The sequence below is a fragment of the Pseudomonas sp. B1-22 genome (assembly GCF_050474425.1).
GTDB lineage: Bacteria > Pseudomonadota > Gammaproteobacteria > Pseudomonadales > Pseudomonadaceae > Pseudomonas.
Window position 1 is genome coordinate 410,338 of sequence record NZ_JBCHVH010000002.1, and the last position, 16,714, is coordinate 427,051.

Consider the following 16,714-nt stretch of genomic DNA (forward strand, 5'->3'; position numbering starts at 1 on the left):
TAAATGAGCATTTTGAGTCTGCTTTTAACGCAGCATGAGTAAGCGCAGACAGACATTGAATAGGCTCTCAGGCTACCCGGTCCGGCGAAAGCGTCGGCATCACCGGTGGCGTCAGCGGTGGCAGGCCATAGGCGGCGCGGGCGGCGTCGCAGTTGGGGTTGTGGACGCCATCGGTCCAGGAGGCTTCGAATTCCCGGCAGGTCGAGGAGCGCTGCTCGTACATCGTGCAGCGCACGCCGCAACCGACGTCGCCAAGCAGGCCGACACAGCGCACCGGGCGCACCTCGGTGCCGCGCATGGCAACCCTATACGGGCTGACCTGGACGACCTGATCATCCGGGACGACGCCACCGGCGGATTGGCACTCGCCGAAATAGAAGGACACACGGAAATGCGCGCAGCAGGCACCGCAATTCAGACACGGATTGTTATTGGACATGGATGCGAATGCACCAGAGAAACCGGCGAGCGCCGGCGGGCAGCGCAAGATTCTATCCATCCCGCCGGACTTGTGAAGAGGGCGGATTCACTCGGTTTACACTTGCCCGACGGCAGGTAGAATGGCCGGTTCACCGACACCCGAGCTCCGCTGCATGGCCCTGCCGACACTACGCACCCTTGGATTCATCATCGGCATCTTCGTGATCACCCTGGCGGTCGCCATGCTGGTGCCGATGGCCACCCTGCTCTACTACGGTCGCGGCAGCGAGCTGCATCCCTACATCTGGTCGGCGATCATCACCTTCACCTGCGGGCTGGGCATGGTCATCCCCGGCCGTCCGGAGCAGGTGCACCTGCGCCCGCGGGACATGTACATGCTCACCGTATCGAGCTGGGTGATCGTCTGCTTCTTCTCCGCCCTGCCCTTCATGTTCGCCCGGCACATCAGCTTCACCGACGCGATCTTCGAGAGCATGTCCGGCATCACCGCCACCGGCTCCACCGTGCTCAGTGGGCTGGACAGGATGTCGCCGGGCCTGCTGATCTGGCGCTCGCTGCTGCACTGGCTGGGCGGCATCGGCTTCATCGGCATGGCGGTGGCGATCCTGCCGATGCTGCGCATCGGCGGCATGCGCCTGTTCCAGACCGAATCCTCGGACCGCTCCGACAAGGTCATGCCGCGCTCGCACATGGTGGCCAAGTACATCGTCGGGGTGTACGTGGGTATCACCATCCTTGGCGCGCTGGCCCTGTGGTGGGCCGGCATGGGCCTGTTCGACGCGGTGAACCACGCCATGTCGGCGATTTCCACCGGCGGTTTCTCCACCTCCGACCAGTCGCTGGCCAAGTGGCACCAGCCGGCGGTGCACTGGGTGGCGGTGGTGATCATGATCCTGGGCAGCATTCCCTTCGCGCTCTACGTCGCCACCCTGCGCGGCCACCGCAAGGCGTTGCTCAAGGACCACCAGGTGCACGGCTTCCTCGGCCTGCTGCTGTTCACCTGGGTGGTGATGGGCACCTGGTACTCGGTGAACTCCGACCTCGCCTGGTTCGACGCCTTCCGCATCGTCGCGGTGAACGTTACCTCGGTGGTCACCACCACCGGCTTCGCCCTGGGCGACTACAGCCTGTGGGGGCACTTCTCGATCATGCTGTTCTTCTACCTGGGCTTCATCGGCGGCTGCTCCGGCTCCACCGCCGGCGGCATCAAGATCTTCCGCTTCCAGGTCGCCTTCACCCTGCTGCGTGCCAGCCTCTACCAGCTGATCCACCCGCGCGCGGTGATCAAGCAGAGCTACAACGGCCACCGCCTGGACGAGGAAATCGTCCGCTCGATCCTGACCTTCTCGTTCTTCTTCGGCGGCACCGTCGGGGTACTGGCGCTGGGCCTGTCGTTCCTCGGCCTGGACTGGATGACCGCCCTGACCGGCGCGGCCAGCACCGTCGCTGGCGTGGGGCCGGGAATGGGGCCGATCATCGGACCGTCGGGCAACTTCGCACCGCTGCCGGACGCCGCCAAATGGCTGCTCAGCGCCGGGATGCTGTTCGGCCGGCTGGAAATCATCACCGTGCTGGTGCTGTTCACCCCGGCGTTCTGGCGGCACTGAGTCCGGCGGGAATCCATCGCGGGCATGGCCCGCTCCTACAAGAGCTGCGTGACGCTCGCTGAAACCTGTAGGAGCGGGCCATGCCCGCGATCAGCGCCGACAGGCGCTGCGTTAATCACAACCCTTCCCGATACTCCCCCGGCGTCATCCCGAACCAGCGGCGGAATGCCCGGAAGAAGTTGCTCGGCTCGGAGAACCCCAGCAGATAGGCGATCTCCAGCAGCGTCATGCGCGGCGTCGCCAGATACTGCTGGGCCAGCTCGCGGCGGGTGTCGTCGAGCAGTTGCTGGTAGCTGGTGCCCTCCTCCTGCAGACGCCGCTGCAAGGTGCGCTCGGACAGGTGCAGCGCCTGCGCCACGCTCTCGCGCCGGGGCTCGCCCTGGGGCAGCAGGCGGCACAGCACCTGGCGGGTCTGGTGGCTGAATCGGCTGCTGACGAAGCGCGCCAGGTATTCCCCGGCAAAGCGGTCATGCAGGCGCGCCAATTCCTCGTTCGCGGTCGGCAACGGCGCAGCCATGTCTTCGTGGGAGAACAGCATGGCGCAGTGCGTATGGCCGAACATCAGCGGCGCCTGGAACAGCTCGCGATAAGGCGCGGCATCCTGCGGCGGCTCGCCGGCCAGGTGGACTTCCAGGGGTTTGATCGGCCGCCCGGTGATCCAGCGCAACATGCTGATCAGGCTGGCCAGCGAGCACTCGGCGCTCTGGCGGGGCACCGGCAGGCGGTCGCCGTGCACCACGATGCGGTACAGGCAGCCTTCGGGCAGGCGGCGGAAGGTCAGGTCGGCGCCCTCGGCGATGATCCGCTGGTAGCGCTCCAGGCGCTCGAAACCCTCGCCGAGGTTGCGGCTGGACATCAGCGCATAGCCCACCACCGGGAACGCCGGGGTGTGCACGCGGGCGATGTTCAGGCCGATGGCCGGGTTGCCGGACAGCTCCACCGCGCGGTTCCACAGGCGGCTCATGGCGTCCTGCGGAAAGCGCGCGTCGGGGTCGTCGAGAGCGGTGTAGTCCAGCCCCAGTTCGGCGAACAACGCCCTGCTGTCCAGACCTTCCAGTTCCAACGACCGGACGATCCCCCGCACCCAGCTCGACAGGGTTGTACGCTCAGGCATGCTCGATTCTTCTAGTTATGCGAATGACTCGCGCCAGCGGCGCGGCGTAGCGGGATACTAAACTGGCCCCCCATGTCATCCGCAAGTCCACGGGCCCGCGCCTACACTGGGCCACCACGACAACAGGAGGTGCGCCATGAGCACCCGGACCGCCGATCGATTCCAGAGCTTCGCCGAGTTCTATCCCTACTACCTGCAGGAGCACAGCAACCCGACCTGCCGCCGCCTGCACTACGTGGGCAGCCTGCTGGTGCTGTCCCTGCTCGGCTACGCCATCGTCAGCGGGCAATGGTTGTGGCTGCTGGCCTTGCCGCTGGCCGGTTACGGCTTCGCCTGGGTCGGGCATTTCGTGTTCGAGAAGAACCGCCCGGCCACCTTCAAGTACCCGCTGTGGTCCTTCATGGGCGACTGGGTGATGCTCAAGGACGCCTTCACCGGGCGCATCCGCTTTTGAACCGAGCCCTCAGCGCTGCGCTTGAAAAAAGCCCTCAGCGCGCGGCGTTGCGCTGCCCCGCGCGCTCGAACAGCATCGCCTGCACTTCCCCCCCGGCATGCTGCGCCACCCGCCGCCAGTGGGGCGGCACGTCGGGAATCTCGTTGTCGTTGTAACGGCTCATCACCAGCCAGACCCGTCCCTCGTCCTGCGGCAGGTCGGCCAGGCGGTCGACGAAGGAATGCCGCCGGTCATCGATCAGCGAGCCGAAGCCATAGAGCGTCGGCCGCCCGGAAGAGCCATCCTCCGCCGGCGCGGTGTACAGCAGCGGCGCGCTGCCGGTGTGGTTGTAGTAACGGAAGGCCAGGTACCAGAGGATGTCGTCCACCACGATGCGGTCGCCGGCGCGATAGTGCTGGTTGACGTAGGCGGCCATGCCGTCGAACTGCTCGTCCGGATCGGCCTCGTAGAGGCGCCCGAGTCCCGAGCACTCGAGGCCCACCAGGGTCACCAGGAGTGCGACGCCCATTGCCCGGCGCGATGCCAGCAGGCGGTCCAGCCCCAACGCCAGGAGCAACGGCAGGCCGAGGGCAAAGGCGGTCAGGTAGCGCTCGACGAACACCGACGAGACGAACGACACGCCATACAACATCAGCAGCGGCACGCCGCAATAGAGCGCCGCCAGCACCCCGACGCGCAGGCGGCTGCGGTCCCGGCGCAGCACCAGCAGCATCACCGCCACCAGCAGCACCGGCACGCCCAGCAGCAAGGGCCAGGGCAGTTCGTTGCCGTCCGACTGCGCCAGCCACTGCCAGAGCATCGAGGGCACCGACAGGGCATCCACGGGCGGCTCCCAGCCCACATCGCCGCCCGCCACCAGGTCGGCCATGTGCCGCGCCAGGTCGAGCATCCCCGGCAGCCAGGGCAGGAACAGCACGGCCACGGCCAGGTTGGCCAGCCACCAGTCGCGCCGCCGCAACGGGCTGTCGGGCAGCGACGCCAGCCAGAGCCAGTGCACCAGCAGGCCGAACACGCTGAAGTAATGGGTATAGAACGCCGCCGTCATCAGCAGCGCATAGGCCACCAGATGGCGTCGCCGCCCCGTGTCCAGCCAGTAGAGCAGCGCCAGCGTCGCCGCCAGCAACCAGCAGCCCAGCAGCGAATACATGCGCACTTCCTGGCTGTAGCGCACCGCCGTGGGCAGCAGCGCCAGCAGCAAGGTGGCGAGGAAGGCCACGCGCTGACTGGCAAGCCGCCAGGCCAGCCAGCCGCCGAGGAACACCGCCAGCGAGCCGAACAGCGCACTGAACAGGCGCAACGCCAGCACGCCTTCGCCCAGCACCTGTACCCACAGGTGCAGGAGGAAGAAATACAGCGGCGGGTGCACGTCATGGGCGGCATGACGCAGGAGCTCCAGCGGCGAATAGAGGGCCAGGAGCAGGCTGGAGCTTTCATCGCCCCAGATCGCCGATTCGGTCAGTTCGTGCAGACGCAGGACAGTGGCGAGCAGCACCAGTGGCAGAAACCACCATTGGCGCAGCAAGGCGGACAGATTCGGCGGCTCGCGGGACGACATCGCAGTCTCATGCAGAAGAGGTTCGTGTCGCTGAGTGTAAGCCAGCCGAGGCCCGGTTACCGACGGATCAGCAACTCCCGCGCCCGTGCCTGGTCCTCCGGCGCCAGTTCCGCCAGCCACTCCACATCGCCGGAAATCAGCGCGCCCACCGGCACACCCTCGCGGTAGAGCACCCGGTTGCCCGCCAGCGCCGGCACCTTGCGCCCCGGCAGCAGGGTGCCGGACAGGTTCAGCGGGTCGACCGCCGAGACCACCACCCACTCCCCGCCCGACTCGCGGCGACGCACCTCGCGCAGCAGTCCGACCGCCTCGGGCAGGGCGAACTGCTCGCCGGTGAGCCCGGCGACGAAGCGCCCGCCACGGATTTCCCCGCGCGCTTCCAGGCGGTGATAGACCCGCAGCAGGTCGCGCCAGGGCGGCAGCCAGTCGGCCTCGCGGTCGAGCAGCCGCCAGCAGACCACGCCGTAGCGGCGCAGCAGGGTCATGGCGACGTGTTCCAGGGTTTCCGCCGGTAGTCGTGTGCCCGGCTCCAGCCTGGAGCGGCGCAACAGCGCCCAACGCCCGGCATCGACCATGCCGAACAGCGGTGTGCGCGAGCGCCGTTGCGGATGACGTCGCGCCGCCGGCATCAGCAGTGCGCGCAGGCCGGCGAAGCTGTCGGCATTCACCCGTCCCGCGGCCACCAGTTCGCCCAGCACCGTTTCCAGCTCGGTACGCAGCAGGTGGCTGTCGCTGGCCAGTTCGTCGAAGAAGGACGCGCCGTGTTCCTTGAGCACTTCCAGCACCTTGCTGGCCTTGGCGGACAGTTCGGCCTCCGGCTGCGCCACGCTGAGCGAGCTCCACAGCGCCATCTGCGCGCGCGGCAGCAGGACGATCGGCGTGCTCTTCAACGGTCCGCCCCGTCCGCGCGCAGAATTGCGGCTGGGCAACCGCGCCCAGACCAGCCGGCCGGCGCGGCACAGGTCGTCCAGCCAGTTGATCCCGTAGTCGGCCACCCGCGCCGGCAGAATGTCGCTCTCCCAGGCGCCGGCGGCGGCCTGGAAACCTTCCAGCTGGCTGAGCACGCCGGCCAGGGATTCCGCGCCACGCACCCGCGAGCCGCTGGACACGCGCTGCCAGTCGAACAGGAAACGCATGAAATCGGCGCGCTGCACCGGCTCGATCTCCCGGCGCAGGCGCTTGACCGTATAACGATGGATGCGCGCCAGCAGATGGCGTTCGCACCACTCCTCCTCGCTCGCGCCCGGCGTGAAGCGGCCGCGCAGCACATAGCCCTCGCGCTCCAGGCTGGCCAGGGCGAAGCCGGTATCGCCGGCGGAGATGCCCAGGTCCTCGGCCAGCTCGCGTTGCAGACGAGGGCCGAAGCCGGTGAGCCGTGCACGGACCAGTTCGACTTGCGCCTCATTCGCCGCACAGACTTCGCGCAACGCGGGCGGCAGTTCAAGAACCGGCGTCATCGCCACCTGCGGGTGCAACGCCTGCCACTGGCTGAGTCGTTCCGCCGCCACCCAAACTTCACCAACCGGCAATGACAGACGTGTCGCCCTGCCCGCCTTGGCCAGTGACTTGAGCAGGAAGGGCCAGCCGTCGTTGGCCTGCGCCTCGCTGTCGCGGATACCGCCCAAGCCGGTCAGGGCCTCGTGCATCTCGTCGGCATCGCGCGCCTCCGGCCAGGCTTCGTCGCGCACTGCGGCAATGGCCTCGGCGTCCAGCGCGCCCAGGTCGTCGGCGCTTTCCGGGTCAGTCCAGCGCCGACTCTGCACGGCCTGGGTGCGGCGCTCTTCCAGCGGTGCGTCATCAAGGAAGGCGTAGGGGCTGGCCGTCAGCACTTCCGCCGCCAGCGGTGAAGGGGCCGGCAGGTCGCGCGCCAGCAAGGTCACCTCGCCGCGCTCCATGCGCCGCAGCAGCGCCAGCCAGCCTTCGCTGTCCATGGCCTCGTGCAGGCAGTCGTCGAGGGTCTGCGCAACCAGCGGGTGATCGGGAATCTCGCGCTCGCCGACGATGTTCTCCAGGCACGCCACCTGGTCGGGGAACACCGAGGCCAACAGGTCTTCGCTGCGCATGCGCTGCAATTGCGGAGCAACCTTGCGTCCACCGGCGTAGCGCGGCAGCGCCAGCGCGGTGGTGGCGTTCCAGCGCCAGCGCACGCCGAACAGCGGCGCATCGAGCAGCGCCTGGATCAGCACCTGTTCGGCGCTGTTGGCATGCAAGTAGCGCCACACCTCCTCCAGCGGGAAGCTGTGGCTGGTGGACAGCGAGAGGATGATGGCGTTTTCGGTGGCGGCGGCCTGCAGCTCGAAGTTGAAGGTGCGGCAGAAGCGCTTGCGCAGCGCCAGGCCCCAGGCGCGATTGAGACGGCTGCCGTAGGGCGAATGGATGACCAGTTGCATGCCGCCGGATTCGTCGAAGAAGCGTTCGAGGATCAGCGTCTTCTGCGTCGGCAACGCACCCAGCGCATGACGGGCGCGGGCCAGGTATTCCACCAGTTGGCGCGCCGCGCCCTCGCCCAGCTTCAGTTCGTCCTGCAACCAGCCAATGGCCCGCGCAAGAGGTTCGGCATCGCCCTCGCCCTGGGCCAGCAACTCATCCAGCCGGGCACGCAGGCGCGCAACGCTGAATGACAGCTCATCGCTGCGCCCCGGCGCTTCGCCGAGCCAGAAGGGAATGTTCGGCGGCTGGCCCTGGGCATCCTCGACCCGTACCCGCCCCGGCTCGATACGCAGGATGCGGTAGGAAATATTGCCCAGCTGGAACACGTCGCCGGCCAGGCTTTCCACGGCGAAATCCTCGTTCACCGTGCCCACGGTCAGGCCCTGAGGTTCCAGCAGAACGGCGTAGTCGCCGGTATCGGGAATGGTGCCGCCGGAGGTCACCGCCGTCAGCTTGGCTCCGCGCCGCCCACGCAGGCGCTGGTGCACAACGTCGCGGTGCAGGTAGGCGCCGCGCTGACCGATACGGCTGGTGTAGCCCTCGGTCAGGGTGCGCAGCACGGCGTCGAAGTGTTCGCGGGTCAGTTCCGCGTAGGGCTGGGCAGCGGTGAACAGCTCGAACAGTGCGTCCTCGTCCCACTCCCGGCAGGCCACTTCGGCGACGATCTGCTGGGCGAGCACATCCAGCGGCGCGCGCGGAATCGTCAGGGCGTCCAGCTCGTCGCGGCGCACGCTGTCGAGCAGTGCCACGCATTCGATCAGATCGTCCCGCGAGGCCGGGAACAGCCGCCCCTTGGGCGTCCCGCCGACACTGTGCCCGGAGCGTCCGACGCGTTGCAGGAAGGCGGCGATGGAACGCGGCGAGCCGAGCTGGCAGACAAGCTCCACGTCACCGATATCGATGCCCAGCTCCAGCGACGCAGTGGCCACCAGCACCTTCAGTTGTCCTGCCTTAAGCCGCCGTTCGGCGCCCAGGCGCAATTCCTTGGACAGGCTGCCGTGGTGCGCCGCCACCCAGCCGGCACCGATGCGCTCGCCCAGGTGCCGGGTGACCCGCTCGGCCTGCCGTCGCGTATTGACGAAAACCAGGGTGGTACGGTGCTCCTCGGCCAGTTCGGCGAGGCGGTCGTAGACCTTGTCCCAGACGTCGTGGGACATCACTGCTTCCAGCGGCGCCGGCGGTACTTCCAGGTTCAGGTCGCGCTGGCGGCTGTAGCCGATGTCGATGATGCGGCAGGCCTGATGGCGGCCGACCAGGAACGCCGCCACCGCCTTGATGGGCTTCTGCGTGGCAGACAGGCCGATGCGCACCAGCGGCGCTTCGCACAGCGCCTGCAGGCGCTCCAGCGACAGCGCCAGGTGACTGCCGCGCTTGCTCGCCGCCAGGGCGTGGATTTCGTCGACGATCACGCTGCGCGCCCCGGCAAGCATGGCGCGGCCGGAGTCGGAGCCGAGCAGCACGTAGAGGGATTCCGGGGTGGTCACCAGGATGTGCGGCACCTGTCGGCGCATCGCCTCGCGTTCGCTGGAGGTAGTGTCGCCGGTACGCACGGCGGTACGGATGTCCACCTCCGGCAGGCCCTGCTCGCCCAGTGCGGCGCGAATGCCGGCCAGCGGCTCTTCCAGGTTGATGCGAATATCGTTGGACAGTGCCTTGAGCGGCGAGACGTAGACCACCGTGGTGCGGTCCGGCAGCTCGCCGCCGTTGGCCAGCCCCTCGTGCACCAGCGCGTCGATGGCGGCGAGGAAGGCGGTGAGCGTCTTGCCCGAACCGGTGGGCGCGGCTACCAGGGTCGATTCGCCGGCCTGGATCGCAGGCCACGCCAGGGCCTGCGCCTGGGTCGGCGCGGGAAAGTGGGCGCGGAACCAGGCGGCCACCGCCGGGTGGAAGGCGGCCAGCACGTCCCGGTTGCGGGGAGAGAGCGAGGTGGAAGTCATGGCCTCACTATGGTGGCGCGCGATGCCCGTCACAAGGACCGCCGATCGTGGCTCGCCGGCCGTCGCGCTTCCCGCTACGCTGCGCAGAACGGCATCCGGACACACCGACATGAGCGAAAAAGACCGCGACTGGTACTGGCAGCAGGTCAAGCAACAGAACCAGAAGCAGGCCGAGCAGGAGGCGCAATCGCGGCGCAGCTGGCGTCTGTGGATCAAGCCGCTGCTCTGGCTGCTCATCCCGCTGCTGCTCATCGCCGCCGGCACGGCGCTCTGGCGCGATCCCGCCAGCCAGCACTGGCTGCAGGAGCGCTGGGTGCTGCTGCAAAGCCGCCTGGGGCTGGCCAGCGCACCTGAGACCGCCGCCCCCGCGCCGTCGCGCTACACCGACAGCCCGCGCACACTGGCCCAGTGCATCAAGCCTGGCAATGTGATCGACGACGACGTGCGCGCCTGCGTGAAAGGGTATCGGCCGAAGACCTGGTGAGTCGCGCCTGCCTGCTCTGTAGGAGCGGACTCCGTCCGCGATGCTCTTGCTCTTCGTAGGGCGAATAACGCCTATGGCGTTATCCGCCGTTTTGGCTTTGGGTGTTTCTGCGCCGCTTCGGCGTGCGCTGGGGTTTCTTGTTTCGCCCCCTCGGGCGAGTCCCTTTTGGGCCCCAAAAGGAACCAAAAGGGCCCGTCCTGACATCCGGCCCCGGCTTCCGGTATCGCTCCGAGGGTCGGCGTACAAGGGCCGTCCCTGGCCCTTTACGCCTCTCGCGGCATCCATGCCGCTCGCCCCTCTGCGCAATACCTCCACTCGGCCTCCTGACGGGACTCTGCGCGCGCCTGCAACTTTGGCTGCTTCATGCTGGATTGCTCTTCGTAGGATGGCGTGGAGCGAAGCGATACCCATCACGGCGGATAACGCTGCGCGTTATTCGCCCTACACAAGCATCGCGGACGGAGTCCGCTCCTACGGATACATGCAGCCCTCGTAGGCGGATCTCATCCGCGAAATCCATCGCGGATGAATCCGTTCCAACAGGGCAATACCCACGTATCCCGCCTACGTAGGAGCGGACTCCGTCCGCGATCAGCCAAGGGTCGCGAGCAAGGACTGGGCGTCCCCCTCGGTCCTACAGATCGGCGGCATATCCAGGCGTTTCCCTGTCAGCGTGGATTTCGCCGCGATGGATTTCGCGGACAGGGTCCGCTCCTGCGAAAAGCGGCTTCCAGAGAAATATCTGCGCACTCCGAACGCCCCTTCAGGAGGCCGAGTGGAATCGGAGTTTCAGGGGTTGAGCGACATGGATGTCGCGAGAGCGTCGTCGGGCCAGGGATGGCCCGTCGACGCGTGCCCCTGAAACTTCGATGGAGCGAGGGAAGTCCCGCGAAGCGGGACCCGGATGATGGGGCAAAGACCTTTGGTTACTTTCTGTCGTTTGAGAAAGTAACTCGCCCGAGGGGGCGAAACAAAAAGCCCCAGCACACTCCGAAGCGGCGCAGGAACACCGAACAAAACGGCGGATAACGCCTTAGGCGTTATACGCCCTACGACTCGTCACTCTGCCCCAACCCATGCTGCCGCAACTTGTTGGCAATGGTCGTATGCGACACCCCCAACCGCTTGCCCAACTGCCGGCTGCTCGGGTGCTCGCGATAAAGCCGCTCCAGCACCGCCCTCTCGAAACGCCCGACGATGACATCCAGCCCGCCTTCCAGGGAGAAGTCCCCCAACGGATGCGGCGCGCCATAATCCGGCAAGCGGATGTGCTCAGGCTTGATGGTGCCGCCCTCGCACAACGAAACCGCCTGGAACAGCACGTTCTCCAGTTGCCGCACGTTGCCCGGCCAGTGGTAGCGGCCGAGGCGGTCCAGCGCTTGCGACGCCAGCTTGGGCAGGCCGCAGCCGATCTGCCGGCTGGCCTGGTCGAGGAAATGCTCCACCAGCGGCTCCAGGCCGTCGAGGCATTCGCGCAGCGGCGGAATGTGCAGCGACAGCACGTTGAGACGGTGGTAGAGGTCCTGGCGGAACTCGCCCTTGGTGCAGAGTTCGGACAGGTCGACCTGGGTGGCGCAGATCACCCGCACGTCGAGGTACACCTCCTCGTCGCTGCCCACCCGGCGGAAGCAGCCGTCCTGCAGGAAGCGCAGCAGCTTGGCCTGCAAACGCGGGCTCATCTCGCCCACGCCATCGAGGAACAGGGTGCCGCCAGCGGTCAGCTCCAGCAGGCCGAGCTTGCCTTCCGGGCGAGCGCCTTCGAAGGCGCCGGGGCCGTAGCCGAACAGCTCGGTCTCGGCCATGGACTCGGGCAGGCCGGCGCAGTTCAGCGCCATGAACGGCGACTGCCCGCGCGGGCTGGCCAGGTGGCAGGCGCGGGCCAGCAATTCCTTGCCGGTGCCGGTCTCGCCTTCGATCAACAGCGGTGCGTCCAGCGGCGCCATGCGCCGTGCCTCACGCACCACAGCGGCCATCACCCGCGAGCTCTGGAAGATGCTGTCGAAGCCGCGCAACTCCAGGCGCCGCACGTTGTAGATACGCTCGCCGACGCGGTCGGCGCGGTGCAGGGTCAGCACGGCACCGGCCAGCGCCTCGCTCTCATCATGCTCGGATTGCAGCGGCGCGATGTCGGCGAGGAACACGTCGCCCTTCACCTTGACCCGCAGGCCATTGATGCGCGCCTTGTTGGCCCGCACCAGCTCGGGCAGGTCGAGGTCCTCCACGTAGCGCGACAGCGGGATGCCCGGCACCTCGTCGACGCGCACGCCCAGCAGCTGCGCGGCCGCGCGATTGCCAGCGACGATCTGCCCGGCCATGTCGATGGACAGCACCGGGAAATCCAGCGCCGCCAGCAGCGCGTTCAGCTCCAGGTGGCGGCGCTCACTGGGCATCAGGCCGACGCGCTTGACGCCGAACACGCCGGGCACCGCTTCGAGCTTGGGCTTGAGCGACTGGAACTGCAGGTTGATGAGGTTCGGGCAGAGCAGGTAGATGGCGTTGCCCTGCTCGCCGCCGACTTCGCCGCGGTTGACGTTGATGCCGTAGTCGACCAGCAGGTTGAGGATGTCGCGCAGGATGCCGACGCGGTTCTGGCAGTGCACTTTGATGCGCATGGCGGGCCCGTGATTGTGGTTCTGATGGGCGTTCCGGCGTGGATATTCGCAAGGCCGCCGGAAATTTCCGTCAAGAATATGTGACACGTGGACGCACCTTCAAGCCGTGGCCCGATGCTTTTACGCCAAGTCGTAAGTATTTCTTTACGGATTTGATGACTATCCGAGCCGCCGAGGCTCTATCCGGGGGCTGTGCGCCGGCATCGCTCGCGCTATTTCTGGGTCATCACAACAACAAGGCCTCGCCGCCGGAGGACCCATGAAGACAACGCAGTACGTGGCCCGCCAACCTGACGAGAACGGTTTCATCCATTACCCGGAAACCGAACACCAGGTCTGGAACACCCTGATCACCCGCCAGTTGAAAGTGATCGAGGGCCGCGCGTGTCAGGAATACCTGGACGGCATCGAACAACTCGGCCTGCCCCATGACCGCATCCCGCAACTGGGCGAGATCAACCAGGTGCTCCAAGCCAGCACCGGCTGGCGCGTGGCGCGGGTGCCGGCGCTGATTCCCTTCCAGACCTTCTTCGAACTGCTGGCCAGCCAGCAGTTCCCGGTGGCCACCTTCATCCGTACCCCGGAAGAACTGGACTACCTGCAGGAGCCGGACATCTTCCACGAGATCTTCGGCCACTGCCCGTTGCTGACCAACCCCTGGTTCGCCGAGTTCACCCACACCTACGGCAAGCTCGGCCTGGCCGCCAGCAAGGAAGAGCGCGTGTTCCTCGCCCGCCTGTACTGGATGACCATCGAATTCGGCCTGCTCGATACCCCGCAGGGCACGCGCATCTACGGCGGCGGCATCCTCTCCTCGCCGAAGGAGACCGTCTACAGTCTCTCCAATGTCCCCGAGCATCAGGCCTTCGATCCGCTGGAATGCATGCGCACGCCGTACCGCATCGACATCCTGCAGCCGCTGTACTTCGTGCTGCCGGAACTCAAGCGCCTGTTCGAACTGGCTCACCAGGACATCATGGCGCTGGTGCGCGAAGCCATGCACCTGGGCCTGCACGCGCCGAAGTTTCCGCCCAAGCAGGCGGCCTGATCCGCTGCATTTCCCCCTATCTGCGCCTAGGACCGGACTCGATCGCGAACGTAAGATGATTCGCGAGTCCGCTCCTACGCCTCCCACAAGGCCCCTATTGAGGAGAATCCCATGACCGCACTCACCCAAGCCCATTGCGAAGCCTGCCGTGCCGACGCCCCGAAGGTGTCCGACGAAGAACTGGCGGTACTGATCAAGCAGATTCCGGACTGGAACATCGAAGTCCGCGACGGCCACATGGAGCTGGAGCGGGTCTTCCTGTTCAAGAACTTCCGCCATGCCCTGGCGTTCACCAACGCCATCGGCGCCATCGCCGAGAAAGAAGGCCACCACCCCGACCTGCTGACCCAGTGGGGTAAGGTCACCGTCACCTGGTGGAGCCACGAGCTCAAGGGCCTGCACCGCAACGACTTCATCATGGCCGCGCGCACCGACGAACTGGCGGCGAAGGCAGAGGGACGCAAATGAGTCATTTCGCCAAGGTCACCCGCGTGCCGGGCGACCCGATCCTCGGCCTGCTCGACGCCTACCGGGCCGACCCGAACCCGGCGCGGCTCGACCTTGGCGTGGGCGTCTACAAGGACGCCCAGGGCCTGACGCCGATCCCCCGCGCGGTGAAGCTTGCCGAGCAGCGCCTGGTGGAAACCGAGACCACCAAGAGCTATGTCGGCGGCCACGGTGACGCGCTGTTCGCCGCCCGCCTGTGCGAGCTGGTGCTGGGCGCCGACTCGCGCCTGCTGGCCACCCAGCGCGCCGACGCCACCCAGACTCCGGGCGGCACTGGCGCCCTGCGCCTGGCGGCAGACTTCATCGCCCGCTGCCTGCCCGGCAGGAGCATCTGGCTGAGCGACCCGACCTGGCCGATCCACGAAAGCCTGTTCGCCGCCGCCGGCGTGCGTGTGTCGCACTACCCCTATGTGGACGCCGACAACCGCCTCGACGTCGAAGCCATGATCAGCGCCCTGGAGCGCGTCCCTCATGGCGACGTGGTGCTGCTGCACGCCTGCTGCCACAACCCTACCGGCTTCGACCTGGCCTACAACGACTGGCAGCGCGTGCTGGACGTGGTGCGCCGCCGCGAGCTGCTGCCGTTGATGGACTTCGCCTACCAGGGCCTGGGCGATGGGTTGGAAGAGGACGCCCGCGCCGTACGGCTGTTCGCCGACAACCTGTCGGAGATGCTGATCACCAGCTCCTGCTCGAAGAACTTCGGCCTCTACCGCGACCGCACTGGCGCGCTGATCGTCTGCGCCGGCAGTGCCGCCAAGCTCACCGACGTACGCAGCCAACTGGCGCTGATGGCGCGCAACCTCTGGTCCACCCCGCCCGCCCACGGCGCCGAAGTGGTCGCCACCATCCTCGGCGACAGCGACCTCAAGGGGCTCTGGCTGGACGAGCTGGACGGCATGCGCGCGCGCATCGCCGACCTGCGTCTGGGGCTGGTGGAAGCGCTGCGCCCGCACGGCCTGGCCGAGCGCTTCGCCCACATCGCCATCCAGCGCGGGATGTTCTCCTACACCGGCCTGACGCCGGAGCAGGTGCGCCGCCTGCGCGAGGAGCACAGCGTGTACATGGTCGGCAGTGGCCGCGCCAACGTCGCCGGGCTCGATGCCGAACGCCTGGGCGACCTGGCGCTGGCCATCGCCAGCGTCTGCCGCTGAAGCCGCTTTCTTCCCCCTCGACCGGCCCATTGGCCGGTCTTTTTTTGCCGGCAGAACGCTTCGATACAAGCGTCGGGACGGTAGGAGCGGACCTTGTCCGCGAAGGCCCAGCACTGCACTCACGCAGCCGGATGAGCACCTACGAAATGCAGCCGGCGCGCCCCCTCCCCCGTAGAGCGAATAACGCGCGGCGTTGTCCGCCGTGATGGGTATCGCTTCGCTCCACGCCATCCTACGGGTCCGCCCAGAAAGGTTGCGCCTGTGCCCGTATCAGGAAGGCTGGACCAGCGCGTCCCCCCGACGCTTCCAGCGCCCCGGCGTCTGCCCCGTCCAGCGCCGGAATGCACGGGAAAAACTGGCCGCCTCGGCATAGCCCAGACACTGGGCGACCTCCTGCAGGTCCATGCGCGACTCCCGCAGCAGGCGCTCGGCGAGCCGCTGCTTGATGCCGTCGTTGAGCGCCTGCAGGCTCTGCCCTTCCTCCGCCAGGCGACGCTGCAAAGTGCGTTCGGACACCCCCAGCCGCCCAGCTACCTGGCCGCCGCCCAGCAGACTGGCGGACTCGCGCAACAACAATTGCTGCACCTGGCGCGCAGTAGGCGTGGCGGCGAGGGTCAGAGCCAGCTCGCCGCATAACTGCTCGCACAATTGCTCGCCACTGTCGCGAGCGCTGATGTGCGCCTGCGGCAGCGGAGCCAGCAGGTCCTCCTTGGCGAACAGCATCGCGTTGCGCCGCGCGGCGAAGCGCGGGACCAATCCGAACAGCGCATGGAACAACGACACGTCCGTCGGCTCGGCACTCTTCAGCTCGATAGCCAACGGGTGCAGCGGACGCTGCAGCAGCTCCCGCGACAGTTGCAGGCACCCGGCGATGCCACGCTCCACCACGAAGGGCCGGGCGTCCTCGGGCAGCACCGTGTCGTCGTAGACCAGCCAGACGCCGCGCGCCTCGGGCTCGCTGCTGACCGGGCAGAGGGTCAGCGCCAGGCTCTGGAAGCGACCGAACGTCTCGAAGGCCTCCTGCAAGGTTCGGCTGGCGAGCATGGTGAAACCGAGGTGGCCGAGGGAAGTCAGGTGGTAGCGCTGGCCAGCGTCCAGTCCCAGGCCGGGACGGCCGATGTGCTGCAATACATTGCGGATCACCGCCAGCTCCTGCCAGGCCTGGATACGTACCGCACGCGCCTGCAGGTCCGCCAGCGTGATGGCGCTGCCCACCAAACAGGCCTCCGGCGCCAACCCTGCTTCACGTGCGGTATCGAGCAGGTAACGCACCCCGGTGATCTCACGAACCTGACGCCAATCCATCGCGGCCTCCCTGTCGGTACCTGCTGGCGGAGAAAATCAATTTTTGGCGCTGATCATCATGGAAGA

The 16,714-nt window shown here is 67.2% G+C and carries 13 protein-coding genes; 7 read left to right on the plus strand and 6 right to left on the minus strand.

Going from position 1 to position 16,714, the window contains the following annotated elements; genetic code table 11:
• Positions 1-67 precede the first annotated feature (67 nt).
• Complete coding sequence (locus ACQ5BL_RS08770; RefSeq protein WP_207884190.1) at positions 68-439, minus strand: YkgJ family cysteine cluster protein; 372 nt, start codon at positions 437-439, stop codon at positions 68-70.
• A 154-nt stretch (positions 440-593) separates the two neighbouring features.
• Here ACQ5BL_RS08770 and ACQ5BL_RS08775 point away from each other — a divergent pair, with 154 nt between their 5' ends.
• Complete coding sequence (locus ACQ5BL_RS08775) at positions 594-2,048, plus strand: TrkH family potassium uptake protein (RefSeq protein ID WP_243808848.1); 1,455 nt, start codon at positions 594-596, stop codon at positions 2,046-2,048.
• Positions 2,049-2,163: 115 nt separating this feature from the next.
• Here the strand turns inward: ACQ5BL_RS08775 and ACQ5BL_RS08780 are convergent, their stop codons facing one another.
• Entirely contained in the window at positions 2,164-3,162 is a 999-nt protein-coding gene (locus ACQ5BL_RS08780) for an AraC family transcriptional regulator (RefSeq protein ID WP_243808849.1), read from the minus strand.
• A gap of 136 nt (positions 3,163-3,298) precedes the next feature.
• On the opposite strand from ACQ5BL_RS08780, the gene ACQ5BL_RS08785 reads away from it, so the two are divergent.
• Entirely contained in the window at positions 3,299-3,616 is a 318-nt protein-coding gene (locus tag ACQ5BL_RS08785) for an Mpo1-like protein (RefSeq protein ID WP_207884184.1), read from the plus strand.
• A 34-nt stretch (positions 3,617-3,650) separates the two neighbouring features.
• Here ACQ5BL_RS08785 and ACQ5BL_RS08790 read toward each other — a convergent pair whose 3' ends face one another.
• Positions 3,651-5,171: a glycosyltransferase family 39 protein gene (locus tag ACQ5BL_RS08790; protein ID WP_243808850.1), complete on the minus strand. Its 1,521-nt coding sequence runs from the start codon at positions 5,169-5,171 to the stop codon at positions 3,651-3,653.
• Between the two features lie 56 nt (positions 5,172-5,227).
• Positions 5,228-9,538: a DEAD/DEAH box helicase gene (locus ACQ5BL_RS08795; RefSeq protein WP_243808851.1), complete on the minus strand. Its 4,311-nt coding sequence runs from the start codon at positions 9,536-9,538 to the stop codon at positions 5,228-5,230.
• Positions 9,539-9,647: 109 nt separating this feature from the next.
• Between ACQ5BL_RS08795 and ACQ5BL_RS08800 the strand changes: the two genes are divergently transcribed.
• Positions 9,648-10,022 carry a hypothetical protein gene (locus ACQ5BL_RS08800; RefSeq protein WP_243808852.1) on the plus strand — a complete coding sequence of 125 codons (375 nt, stop codon included), beginning with the start codon at positions 9,648-9,650 and terminating at the stop codon, positions 10,020-10,022.
• A 1,049-nt stretch (positions 10,023-11,071) separates the two neighbouring features.
• Here ACQ5BL_RS08800 and ACQ5BL_RS08805 read toward each other — a convergent pair.
• The gene (locus ACQ5BL_RS08805; RefSeq protein ID WP_243809172.1) at positions 11,072-12,634 is read right to left on the minus strand and encodes a sigma-54-dependent transcriptional regulator; all 1,563 of its coding nucleotides are present in this window, start codon (positions 12,632-12,634) and stop codon (positions 11,072-11,074) included.
• A 38-nt stretch (positions 12,635-12,672) separates the two neighbouring features.
• On the opposite strand from ACQ5BL_RS08805, the gene ACQ5BL_RS08810 reads away from it, so the two are divergent.
• The 4 genes from ACQ5BL_RS08810 (at position 12,673) to ACQ5BL_RS08825 (ending at position 15,343) form a co-directional block, all read left to right on the plus strand.
• Positions 12,673-12,897: a hypothetical protein gene (locus ACQ5BL_RS08810; protein WP_430293095.1), complete on the plus strand. Its 225-nt coding sequence runs from the start codon at positions 12,673-12,675 to the stop codon at positions 12,895-12,897.
• Positions 12,894-13,682 (plus strand): phenylalanine 4-monooxygenase, encoded by a 789-nt coding sequence (gene phhA, locus ACQ5BL_RS08815; protein ID WP_243809173.1) that lies wholly within the window; start codon positions 12,894-12,896, stop codon positions 13,680-13,682. The genes ACQ5BL_RS08810 and phhA overlap by 4 nt, the downstream gene beginning before the upstream one ends.
• Positions 13,683-13,793: 111 nt before the next feature.
• Entirely contained in the window at positions 13,794-14,150 is a 357-nt protein-coding gene (locus ACQ5BL_RS08820; protein WP_243809174.1) for a 4a-hydroxytetrahydrobiopterin dehydratase, read from the plus strand.
• Entirely contained in the window at positions 14,147-15,343 is a 1,197-nt protein-coding gene (locus ACQ5BL_RS08825; RefSeq protein WP_430293096.1) for an amino acid aminotransferase, read from the plus strand. Before ACQ5BL_RS08820 ends, ACQ5BL_RS08825 begins: the two co-directional genes overlap by 4 nt.
• 270 nt (positions 15,344-15,613) lie before the next feature.
• On the opposite strand, the gene ACQ5BL_RS08830 is transcribed toward ACQ5BL_RS08825, so the two are convergent.
• Positions 15,614-16,648, minus strand: a complete 1,035-nt coding sequence (locus ACQ5BL_RS08830; RefSeq protein ID WP_243809176.1) for an AraC family transcriptional regulator — start codon at positions 16,646-16,648, stop codon at positions 15,614-15,616.
• Positions 16,649-16,714: the final 66 nt, after the last annotated feature.

Excerpts from the sequence above, each read along its gene's own strand:
- ACQ5BL_RS08770 (WP_207884190.1), bottom strand. The coding sequence starts at position 439 with ATGTCCAATAACAATCCGTGTCTGAATTGCGGTGCCTGCTGCGCGCAT.
- ACQ5BL_RS08790 (WP_243808850.1), bottom strand. The coding sequence starts at position 5,171 with ATGTCGTCCCGCGAGCCGCCGAATCTGTCCGCCTTGCTGCGCCAATGG.
- phhA (WP_243809173.1), top strand. The coding sequence starts at position 12,894 with ATGAAGACAACGCAGTACGTGGCCCGCCAACCTGACGAGAACGGTTTC.
- ACQ5BL_RS08780 (WP_243808849.1), bottom strand. The coding sequence starts at position 3,162 with ATGCCTGAGCGTACAACCCTGTCGAGCTGGGTGCGGGGGATCGTCCGG.
- ACQ5BL_RS08785 (WP_207884184.1), top strand. The coding sequence starts at position 3,299 with ATGAGCACCCGGACCGCCGATCGATTCCAGAGCTTCGCCGAGTTCTAT.
- ACQ5BL_RS08830 (WP_243809176.1), bottom strand. The coding sequence starts at position 16,648 with ATGGATTGGCGTCAGGTTCGTGAGATCACCGGGGTGCGTTACCTGCTC.
- ACQ5BL_RS08820 (WP_243809174.1), top strand. The coding sequence starts at position 13,794 with ATGACCGCACTCACCCAAGCCCATTGCGAAGCCTGCCGTGCCGACGCC.
- ACQ5BL_RS08825 (WP_430293096.1), top strand. The coding sequence starts at position 14,147 with ATGAGTCATTTCGCCAAGGTCACCCGCGTGCCGGGCGACCCGATCCTC.
- ACQ5BL_RS08805 (WP_243809172.1), bottom strand. The coding sequence starts at position 12,634 with ATGCGCATCAAAGTGCACTGCCAGAACCGCGTCGGCATCCTGCGCGAC.
- ACQ5BL_RS08795 (WP_243808851.1), bottom strand. The coding sequence starts at position 9,538 with ATGACTTCCACCTCGCTCTCTCCCCGCAACCGGGACGTGCTGGCCGCC.
- ACQ5BL_RS08800 (WP_243808852.1), top strand. The coding sequence starts at position 9,648 with ATGAGCGAAAAAGACCGCGACTGGTACTGGCAGCAGGTCAAGCAACAG.
- ACQ5BL_RS08775 (WP_243808848.1), top strand. The coding sequence starts at position 594 with ATGGCCCTGCCGACACTACGCACCCTTGGATTCATCATCGGCATCTTC.